We start from the raw sequence: 9237 nt of genomic DNA, 5'->3' as shown, positions 1-9237 counted from the left end.
TATAGAACCAGAAATTTTGATAAAAACGGAAGTACCTATTATGAACAAATTAAGTTAAATCTTATATATATAGTAATATTATTCTTTTACATAAGTGATTTTTTACTGAATATTTTTGAATAACTGCAATCAAAAAAATATGAAATTGAAATATACAAGGATTTTTTGTTGATAAACACTGATAAATCAAGGGGTGTTTGCAAAATTTAAGCTAGTTATTTGTCTTTTATGCAAAAAAGATCAATAAGAATAGTTGAGCAAATTTTTTGGTGCCGAGAAAGATCGTGCTATGTAAAGAAAAGAGATGTCAAGTAAATTTTTTTAACAATATTCGTTCTTTTATTTATATATTAGGCGCGGTAAAATAAAGAAGTGTTAAATGATCGGAACGGACGTTTGGGCGTCGTTAATTCGGTATTGGAGGAATGTTGCATGTCATTAACAGCTAAGGCCTCAACTGAAGAATTGGTTGAAATAGTAATGGATAAGCGTTCGTGCTCTTATCAAGAGGCAATTTTATTTTTACTGCGATACGCGCAGAAATCTAAAAACTAGATAAGGTAAAACAGGAGCCAGCTAATAACTGGTTTAGTTTTTAAGTTGCCTAGTGAAAAAAGTTCAAGATAGATAATTTATTTTATGTTTTGCAAAATATTGTGAACTATATAACTAATATGTGGATAATGATGTAAAACCCACTTTTTTTATTAAGCTTTTGTCAAAGCGATGTATGCGCTAACAATAAATTGAAAACAGCAATCTTCGGCTAAAAACTCTTGTGAAATATACTTGAAAAGCCATGAATATTTAATGTTGAAAACAATCACAAAGTGGTGTACTATAGGGTGGAAGAAAACGTTTAACATAGTGTTTTCAAATTTGGGGAGGTTATTTATTATGATGAACAAAGTTGAAGAAAAAGCGTCTTCTGCTTGGGATGGATTCAAAAAAGGCCAATGGCAATCAGAAATTGATATCCGTGACTTTATTGAGAAAAACTTTGCACAGTATGATGGTGACGAGTCTTTCTTACAGGGTCCAACTGAAGCAACTACTAAGTTAAATGATGAATTAACTGAATTAAAGATGAAACAGCGTAAAGTTGGCGTTTTAGACGCCGATACTAAAGTTATTTCTACTATTACTTCTCACGGTCCTGGTTATCTTGATAAAGATTTGGAAAAAATCGTTGGTTTGCAAACTGATAAGCCATTAAAACGTTCTTTACTGCCACAAGGTGGGATCAAGATGGCTAAGGATGCTTTGGAGACTAATGGCTACAAGATCGATCCAGAAGTCGAATACTTTTACACTAAAATTCAAAAATCGCATAACCAAGGAGTTTTTGATGCTTATGATGCCGATATTCGGCATGCACGTCACAACAAGATCTTAACTGGTTTACCTGATGCATACGGCCGTGGCCGGATCGTTGCTGATTTTCCGCGTGTTGCTTTATATGGTATCGACCGTTTGATCGAAGAAAAAATGCATGATTTGAGCTTGACTGGTGATGGTGAAATGACCAGTGACATCATTGAAAAACGTGAACATATCTCTGATCAGATCCGTGCCTTAAAAGATATGAAGATAATGGCTAAGTCATATGGCTATGATATTTCTAAACCAGCTACTAACGCACAAGAAGCTATCCAATGGCTTTACTTCGGCTATTTGGCAGCTATCAAAACACAAAATGGTGCTGCAATGTCAATCGGCCGGATCGACACATTTATTGATATCTATATCAATCGTGATATTGAACGTGGCGCTTTGACAGAAAAAGATGCCCAAGAATTAATTGATCAATTTACAATGAAACTGCGGATGGTCTTCTTCATGCGGACTCCAGAATACAACTCATTGTTTACTGGTGATCCAATTTGGGCTACATTGTCATTGGCAGGAACGGGGTTAGATGGGCGTTACCATGTAACTAAGACAGCTTACCGTTTCTTGAATACTTTGCATAATATGGGTGCTGCTCCTGAACCAAATATTACTTTGCTCTGGTCGGATAATTTGCCTATGCCATTCAAGCGCTATGCTTCGAGTGTTTCTATTGAAAGTTCAACAATTCAATATGAAAATGATGATTTAATGAAGAGACAATGGGGCACAGATTACTATGGTATTGCTTGCTGTGTTTCCGCACAACCAATTGATTCTGGCGTACAATTCTTTGGTGCTCGTGCTAATTTGGCTAAGACTGTCCTTTATGCCTTGAATGAGGGTCGTGATGAGATCACTGGACAACAAGTTGGTCCTGAATTACGGAAAATGAATTCAGAATATATTGATTATGATGAATTCATGAGTAAATTAGATAACATGATGGACTGGCTAGCTGATGTGTATGTTAATGCATTAAATATTATCCATTACATGCATGACAAGTATTATTATGAATCTGCACAGTTAGCATTGAAGAATACGGACTTAGATTATACCTTTGCTACAGGTCTTTCGGGCTTGTCAGTTGCCGCTGACTCGATCTCAGCTATTAAATATGGTCATGTGAAAGCTATTCGTAACGAAGACGGCTTGACAGTTGGATTTAAGGCAGATAATGAATTTCCACGTTATGGTAACAATGATGATCGTGCTGATAAGATCGTGACATGGTTAGTTAAAACAATGTATGAGAAGATGAACACGCATCATTTGTATAAGGATGCCCAATTGTCAACTTCTGCTCTAACAATTACTTCAAACGTTGTTTACGGTAAAAATACCGGTGCTACTCCTAACGGACGTAAAAAGGGCGAACCATTTGCTCCAGGCGCTAACCCAGCATATGGTGCAGATATTTCAGGTGCTTTAGCTTCCTTGCTTTCTGTTGCTAAGATCCCTTATAAGTATGCTACAGATGGTATTTCCAACACATTTGCTGTAACACCAACAACACTTGGTAAAGTCGAAGATGAACAAGAAGATACTTTGGTAAATATGATCGGTGGTTACATGAAGAATAGTGGTCATCATATTAACGTCAATGTCTTCAAGCGTGAAACATTGATCGATGCTCAGAAGCATCCAGAAAAATATCCAACGTTAACAATTCGTGTTTCTGGTTACTGCGTATACTTTGCTGATCTGACCAAGGAACAACAGGATGACGTTATTTCCAGAACATTCCATACTTCGATGTAATTGTAGGTACAGTTATTTAGAAGCAGGGGGTTAAGAGAGAGATTATGAGTACAGAAACTAGAATAAGAAAAACTAGAAAAAGAAATCCACGTTTGCGCCCATTGCCAATGCGTGACGGGCAAATCGAAGGTTACGTTCATTCGATCGAAACCTTCGGTGCTGTCGATGGACCGGGGATCCGTTTTGTAGCCTTTATGCAAGGTTGCAATATGCGGTGTAAGTTTTGCCATAATCCTGATACTTGGAAGAAAAATGTTGGGACTAAGATGACCTCGGATGAGATTTTAAATCAAGCATTGTCTTATAAAGATTTTTGGGGCGATAAAGGTGGGATCACTTTATCAGGCGGTGAGATCTTATTGCAAATCGAGTTTGCGACTGAACTTTTTACTAAGTGTAAGAAATTAGGGATCAGCACCTGTTTGGATACTTGTGGTCAACCATTTACTCGACGCGAACCTTGGTTTAGCCAGTTTAATAAGTTACTGGACGTGACGGATATTCTCTTGTTAGATATCAAACATATCAACTCTGAAGAGCATAGAAAGTTGACAGGGTATCCTAACGACAACATTCTAGATTTGGCTCGTTATCTTTCTGAAATCGGTAAACCGATGTGGGTCAGACAGGTTTTGATCCCAACGATCACTGATAATGACAAGTTCTTGGCTGAGACGAGCGACTTTGTTAAAACACTGCATAATGTCGAAAAATTTGAGGTTTTGCCTTATCATACAATGGGCGTGCATAAGTATGCTGAAATGGGTATTAAATACCGCCTTGATGGAATCGAACCTCCTTCTGATGAACATGTTGCAAATGCTCAAAAATTATTGCATTGTGCTGATTACCAAGGTTACCGGACTTGGAAGCCAGGGGATTCAACATTAAAACATCCTGTAAGTTAATTTAAAAATAAGAAAGGTTGGCGTGAGCTGTAAGAAAAATTACGGTTCGCGCCAACCTTTAGTTTAATGTGTTTTTGAAGTTAGTCTGCGGCTATTTTGAGGACTCCAGCGCCTTTAACATCACCGATTGCCAAATAACGTAAGGCTTCTCGCGCCTGTTTTAGAGAATATTGCCTTGTTTCAGGATGAATTTTCAATCGACTTGCGAGCCGGAGAAACTCTTCGCCATTTTTCCTGGTGTTGCTTTCCACACTCGTGATCATTTTTTCATGGAAAAGATGTTGCTGGTAATTTAATGGTGGAACATCAGTCATATGGATCCCGGCTAAGGCTAACGTTCCCCCAGATTTCAATCCCTCTAAGGCTTTAGGGATGATCGCGCCAGCTGGAGCAAAAATGATCGCTGAGTCTAATTGTTCGGGAGGCTGATCGTAAGCCCCCGCAGCTGAGCTGGCGCCAAGCTTAAGGGCCAACTTTTGTGCGTTTTCTCCGCGAGTCAAAACATGGACTTTAATTCCCTGTTTTAATGCTAATTCTGCGATAATATGAGCTGAACCGCCAAATCCGTATAATCCTAAAGTTCCACCAGCAGGAACATTTGCTTTGACATAAGCATGGTAGCCAATGATACCTGCACATAATAAGGGGGCTGCGGTTGTCGATTCAAATGAATCAGGGATTTTATAGGCAAAAGCCTCATCAACTGTGGTGTATTCAGCATATCCGCCATCGTGGTCCCAACCAGTATATTTTGAGTTTGGGCAAAGGTTTTCATGACCCGAACGACAAAAATTACATTTGCCACAGGTATGTCTGAGCCAAGGGATCCCCACCCTTTGACCAAGTTGGAAACGACCTGTTTCTGGACCGCAAGCACACACTTCACCGATGATCTCATGACCAGGAGTAACATGTTTTTTGTGTTCCAAAAGGTCTCCTTCAGTGACATGCAGATCGGTACGACAAACACCGCAAGTTAATACCCTAACTAAGATTTCTCCCGTATGAGGGGGTAAAACGTCTGTAGTGACAAGTTGTAAAGGACTGGGGTCAGAATCTATTGGGCCTTGATTCATAACCTTCCAAGCGCGCATAGTTGTTGGAATTCTAGCAAAATTAACGTTGATATTTTTTGACTGCGTCATTTGAAACGCCTCTTTTCTGTAATTGTGACACAGTGAAATCTTTCACATTATATTATAAACGTAGTTGGTCGCAATGTTTAATAAAACCCTTTCAACAAAAAGCGTACATTAAAAAGAAATTACTGTTTAAACTTCAGATTTGCGTTGTTAATTGTGCTGTGTAGTGATAAAATTTATACATCAATTAGTAAATATCGAACAAGGAGACGGAAGCGTGGAAAATACAGATAAATCGATCACCAAGAATTTGATTTTGGGGCTGCAACATTTGCTGGCAATGTACTCAGGAGATATTTTGGTCCCATTGTTGGTCGGTGGGGCACTACATTTTAGTACACAACAGATGACATATTTGGTCTCGATGGACATTTTCATGTGCGGTATCGCAACATTATTACAGTTGAAGAGGACTCCTTGGACTGGGATAGCAATGCCTGTTGTGTTAGGCTGTGCGGTCGAGTATGTAGCTCCTTTGCAAAATATTGGTAATAATTTTGGCTGGTCATACATGTATGGCGGTATTATTGCTGCTGGTATTTTTATAATGTTGATCTCTGGTCCATTTGCAAAATTACGGCGGTTTTTTCCTCCGGTAGTTACAGGTTCTTTGATCACATTGATCGGTTTCACATTGATCCCTGTTGCTTTTCAAAATTTGGGAGGGGGCAACGCTTCAGCTAAAAGCTTTGGTGCTCCAGTGAATTTGGTCCTAGGTTTTACGACTGCTTTGATTATTATTGTGATCAATATTTGGGGCCGCGGTTTTTTCAAACAAATTTCAATTTTAGTCGGCATCTTGGCAGGGACGATACTGGCTATTGTTTTAGGCACAGTTGGTTTTGCACCAGTTAGTGCTGCCAACTGGTTCCAATTGCCGATCCCCTTTTATTTTGGCATTCCAAAATTTGAGTGGTCTTCGATCGCTACAATGATATTAGCAGCTTTAACTTGTATGATCGAATCGACGGGAGTTTATTATGCTTTGGCTGATGTCACCGGTCAAAAGTTAAGCACAGATGATATGAAGCGTGGGTATCGTTCTGAGGGCTTAGCAGCAATTTTTGGCGGAATTTTTAATACCTTCCCGTATTCGACTTTTTCTCAAAACGTGGGGATCGTACAACTTTCTGGTATCAAGAAATTACGTCCCGTTTATTATTCAGCTGGACTCTTGTTAGTTTTGGGATTGATCCCCAAGTTTGGTGCGATCGCCACTTTGATCCCCAGTTCCGTTTTAGGCGGGGCAATGTTAGTAATGTTTGGCATGGTTGGTGCTCAGGGGATCAAGATGTTAGCTGCTATTGAAATGAATAATAAAAACCTGCTGATCATGGCGGTTTCGATTGGATTGGGACTGGGTGTTACGACCCAACCTGCTTTGTTCCAATTTTTACCGGCCGAATTACAAACGATCCTTGGTAATGGGATGGTTGTTGGTAGTTTTACGGCAGTTATTTTAAATATTTTCTTGAATAATACCAGCATCAAGAATCAAGTTGAAGAAGAACAATAAGTAATACTTTTGATCAATAAGATAAACGGTCTCTTTTCATTATATGAGAAAAGGGGGCGTTTATTTTTTTACTAGGTAATTTTTGTTGTTAGGCTGGCAAATTTTGCAATTGAGCTGTGCTAACGATGCTTTCAAAAGTATTAATGCAATAATATAATTGGAAAGGTATAGTATTTGGAGGTAAAAAAATGTTTAATCTGCTGATATTGCTGGCAGAAAGGCTAGGCATCATCATGGTATTGGCATTTCTGTTAGTGAATACCCGCTTTTTCAGGGGATTATTAGAAAAAAGAACTTTAAAAACACAACTATGGTTGACTGTTATTTTTTCGTTATTTGTTGTGATAGCTAATTTAACAGGTGTTGAGATCACTAATTCGAAAGAAGTCATCACGCCTTTGATCATTACCGGCTTACCACAATCTGATTCAATCGCTAATATGCGGATGCTAGTGATTACTTCAGCCAGTTTGACTGGGGGGCCCTATGTTGGTTTGCTGGTTGGCCTAGTTGGTGGTTTGCATCGGGTCATTTTCGGTGGCTTTTCAGACTACTTCTATATCATTAGTTCAATTTTAATTGGTTTTTTGATCGGTATTTTAGGAGATAAGGTCAAGGAAGATAAGTTATATCCTTCAACGCCTTGGGTGGTGATATTGTCCTTTTCAGCTGAACTCATCCAAATGCTTTTTATTTTTGCATTTCATGGACTTGGGCTGGTAAAACTGATTTTTGTTCCGATGGTCTTATTAAATACGATCGGTGCCTGTTTATTTATGGAAATATTGAAAACATATTTATCTAACGAAAGACAGCTGCGGGCTGTTCAAACCAAAGATGTATTGGAATTAACGAATAAAACATTGCCTTATTTTCGGAATGGCTTAAATTTTGATTCAGCCTTGCATGTTTGTCAGATAATCAAGGCTTATACAAATTTTGATGCAGTTGGACTGACAGATACTGAGAATGTCTTGGCTCATGTCGGAGCTGGTTCAGATCATCATATTGCCGGAGAACCAGTACTGACCGATCTTTCCAAAAGTGTAATTGCTAAAGGAGAAGAGAAGCTCGCGTTTAGCCAAAAAGAAATTGGGTGTCCAGTTGCGGATTGTCCATTGAAAGCTGCAATCGTTTTGCCTTTACGAGTAAATGAAAAGACTGTCGGAGCTTTGAAGTTTTATTTCAAGGAGCGGAGTAAAATGACAGTGCTTGAAGAGAATTTGGTCAATGGTTTAGCTCTGATTTTTTCTGGGCAATTGGCAATTGGGATTGCCGAAGAACAAATAAGTTTGTTGAACGAAGCTGAGATCAAAGCCTTGCAAGTTCAAATCAATCCCCACTTTTTCTTTAATGCTATCAATACCATTGGTGCATTAATGCGGGTTGATGTTGATAAAGCCCACGAAGCATTAATGCAGCTTAGTGCTTTTTTCCGTTCGAGTTTGCAAAATGGACAGGAAAAAGAAATTACCTTAGAGCAAGAAAAGAAACACGTGGATGCATATATGAGTATTGAAAAAATGCGTTTTCCAAATAAGTTTGAGCTGGTTTACGATGTCTCGGTATCGAATAATATTTTATTGCCATCATTTTGTTTGCAAATATTTGTCGAAAATGCAGTGCGGCATGCATTTGGCAATAAGAAAAGGGATAATAAGATCACACTGCAAATTCAGCAGGTAGATGATAATTATTTTGAGATCATTGCTCAAGACAATGGCAATGGTGTTGATTCTAAAGTGTTAGAAATGGTCGGTGAAAAACCGATCACAGAATCCAAAGGCAGCGGGACAGCTTTATTTAACTTAAATCAACGTCTCCAAGGCTTATACGGCACTAAAAGTAAATTACAGATCAAAACAGGTTCTGAGGGGACTATTTTTAAAACGGTTATTCCACTAAATTTTCAGGAAGGGGCGAATGAATAATGAAGATTTTATTGGTTGATGATGAGCCCTTGGCACGGGGAGAATTAGAATACTTGATCAAGCGGAGTCCTACACTGACCGATGTATCATATGATATTTTTCAGGCAGAAGATGTTAAAGAAGCGCAGGGATCTTTATTGAAAGAACATATTGACTTGATTTTTTTGGATATTTCTTTGAATGAGGAAAATGGCTTTGAATTAGCTGATGAACTGAAGCAGTTATCATATTCTCCACTAATAATCTTTGCTACGGCATATGATAATTATGCTGTTCGAGGTTTCAATGTTGATGCACTGGATTATGTTTTAAAACCTTTTGAGCAAGAGCGGATAGATCAAGCTTTAAGTAAGGCATTGAAAACACTTCACGTTCAAGAAGTTCATGCTGAATCAGGTGATAATAAGAAAAACAAGCAGGTCAATGATATGCTTAGTATTGAGCTCGCTGATAGAAATGTTGTGATCAAAAAGGAAGACCTTGTGTCTGCTACGGTCAGTGGGGGAATGCTAACTATTAAAACTGATACTAACAAATATACTACTAAGAAAACGCTCTCGTGGTTGAAGGCAGATTGTAAAATTTAA

The 9237-nt window shown here is 38.4% G+C and carries 6 protein-coding genes; 5 read left to right on the top strand and 1 reads right to left on the bottom strand.

Annotation, left to right across the window (positions count from 1 at the left end; all coding sequences use genetic code 11):
* Positions 1 to 897: 897 nt before the first annotated feature.
* Positions 898 to 3153 (top strand): formate C-acetyltransferase, encoded by a 2256-nt coding sequence (gene pflB / locus FC65_RS06540; RefSeq protein WP_056972004.1) that lies wholly within the window; start codon positions 898 to 900, stop codon positions 3151 to 3153.
* A 44-nt stretch (positions 3154 to 3197) separates the two neighbouring features.
* Positions 3198 to 4061: a pyruvate formate-lyase-activating protein gene (gene pflA, locus FC65_RS06535; RefSeq protein ID WP_010495440.1), complete on the top strand. Its 864-nt coding sequence runs from the start codon at positions 3198 to 3200 to the stop codon at positions 4059 to 4061.
* Positions 4062 to 4141: 80 nt separating this feature from the next.
* Here pflA and FC65_RS06530 read toward each other — a convergent pair whose 3' ends face one another.
* On the bottom strand, positions 4142 to 5206 hold the full coding sequence (locus tag FC65_RS06530) for a zinc-dependent alcohol dehydrogenase family protein (RefSeq protein WP_010495432.1): 1065 nt from the start codon (positions 5204 to 5206) through the stop codon (positions 4142 to 4144).
* A 214-nt stretch (positions 5207 to 5420) separates the two neighbouring features.
* Here FC65_RS06530 and FC65_RS06525 point away from each other — a divergent pair, with 214 nt between their 5' ends.
* The 3 genes from FC65_RS06525 to FC65_RS06515 all read left to right on the top strand — a co-directional run bounded on the left by FC65_RS06525 (position 5421) and on the right by FC65_RS06515 (position 9237).
* Positions 5421 to 6719: a nucleobase:cation symporter-2 family protein gene (locus FC65_RS06525; RefSeq protein WP_156408584.1), complete on the top strand. Its 1299-nt coding sequence runs from the start codon at positions 5421 to 5423 to the stop codon at positions 6717 to 6719.
* 188 nt (positions 6720 to 6907) lie between these two features.
* Complete coding sequence (locus FC65_RS06520) at positions 6908 to 8650, top strand: LytS/YhcK type 5TM receptor domain-containing protein (RefSeq protein WP_056972003.1); 1743 nt, start codon at positions 6908 to 6910, stop codon at positions 8648 to 8650.
* On the top strand, positions 8650 to 9237 hold the full coding sequence (locus FC65_RS06515) for a response regulator (protein ID WP_235803089.1): 588 nt from the start codon (positions 8650 to 8652) through the stop codon (positions 9235 to 9237). The genes FC65_RS06520 and FC65_RS06515 overlap by 1 nt, the downstream gene beginning before the upstream one ends.

Origin of the sequence: Ligilactobacillus acidipiscis DSM 15836, from assembly GCF_001435755.1 — a bacterium.
GTDB lineage: Bacteria > Bacillota > Bacilli > Lactobacillales > Lactobacillaceae > Ligilactobacillus > Ligilactobacillus acidipiscis.
This window is presented reverse-complemented; position numbering and strand designations above follow the sequence as displayed.